Consider the following 1,046-nt stretch of genomic DNA (forward strand, 5'->3'; position numbering starts at 1 on the left):
CCCGGCGAACTGGGCCTCAGCTTCAAGGGCGGCGAGCTGCCAGGGCTGCTCAACTTCGGGCTGTCGCTGCGTCGCACCGACGGCACCGTCGCCACCCTGGCGATCCTGGTGGCCGATCTGCCATGGGCCGACTACCTCACCCTGCACAACGGCGAGGCCAAGGTGGTGGAGCAGGACAGCCGGGGCAGCTACCAGATGCCGCCCACGGCCGTCATCCCGCTGTTGGTGATCCTCACGGCCGCGTCGGCCGTGGCCGGTCAGCTGCGGTCATCTGCTCGAAACCGTATTTCGGTGTGCCGGAGAGCGGGACTCGCGGGGGTGCTGCCAGGAAAGCGGTGAGCAGTTCCGCCGCGCGTGCCGGTTCCTCGGCCGGGAAGAGGTGGCCGGCGCCGGGTTCGATCACCAGCTCGGAATCCGCAATCCCCTGCTGTAGAGCCGTAACCGCGTCGACCGGGGCTATGCCGTCGCGGGTGCCGGTGATCACCAGGGTGGGCACGGAGACCTGCGCGGCCAACGACGCGAAGCTGGTGTCGAAGTAGCTGAGGAAGGCTTCGGTCATCGCTCGAACGCTGGCGTTGCGGTAGTTCTCGTAGTCCATGTCGAGCAGCCACCGCCGCCGGGCCTTGTCCTTGGTCACGATGACGAAGGCGTCGGCCAAATACACGGCGGGCTTGCTGCACAGCCAGAACCGGGCCGCCCGCAACGGCAGCCAAGAACCGATGCGGTAGTACAGCTTGCCCAGCCAGGCCGTCGGACCGGTCGCCTCGGACACGGGGTTGAACAGGCACAGCCCGTCCAGCGCGGCCCCGTACCGAGCGGCGTAGACGAGCGAGATGGACGCCCCCAGCGAGTGGCCGGCCAGCACGAACCGGTCCAACCCCAACGACAGCCGCAGCCGCTCGATCTCGGCGGCGTAGTTCTCCAACGTGTGCGGCACGGCCATCGGCGGCGACGCCCCGTAGCCCGGCAGGTCCGGCACGACGACGTCGACCCCGTCGAGCGCGTCGGCCAGTTCCCGCAGGCCACGGTGGTCGCCGCCGAGCCCG

General features: G+C 69.6%; 1 protein-coding gene and 1 pseudogene. One reads left to right on the plus strand and one right to left on the minus strand.

Annotation, left to right across the window (positions count from 1 at the left end; genetic code table 11):
- A pseudogene (locus tag KUTG_RS61285) lies at positions 1-339 on the plus strand (hypothetical protein); the annotation flags it as partial.
- On the opposite strand, the gene KUTG_RS15630 reads toward KUTG_RS61285, so the two are convergent.
- Positions 233-1,046: alpha/beta fold hydrolase (locus KUTG_RS15630; protein WP_043717636.1), on the minus strand; the 814-nt coding region annotated here is incomplete at its 5' end. The pseudogene KUTG_RS61285 and the gene KUTG_RS15630 overlap by 107 nt on opposite strands.

Origin of the sequence: Kutzneria sp. 744 (assembly GCF_000568255.1) — a bacterium.
Taxonomy (GTDB): domain Bacteria; phylum Actinomycetota; class Actinomycetes; order Mycobacteriales; family Pseudonocardiaceae; genus Kutzneria.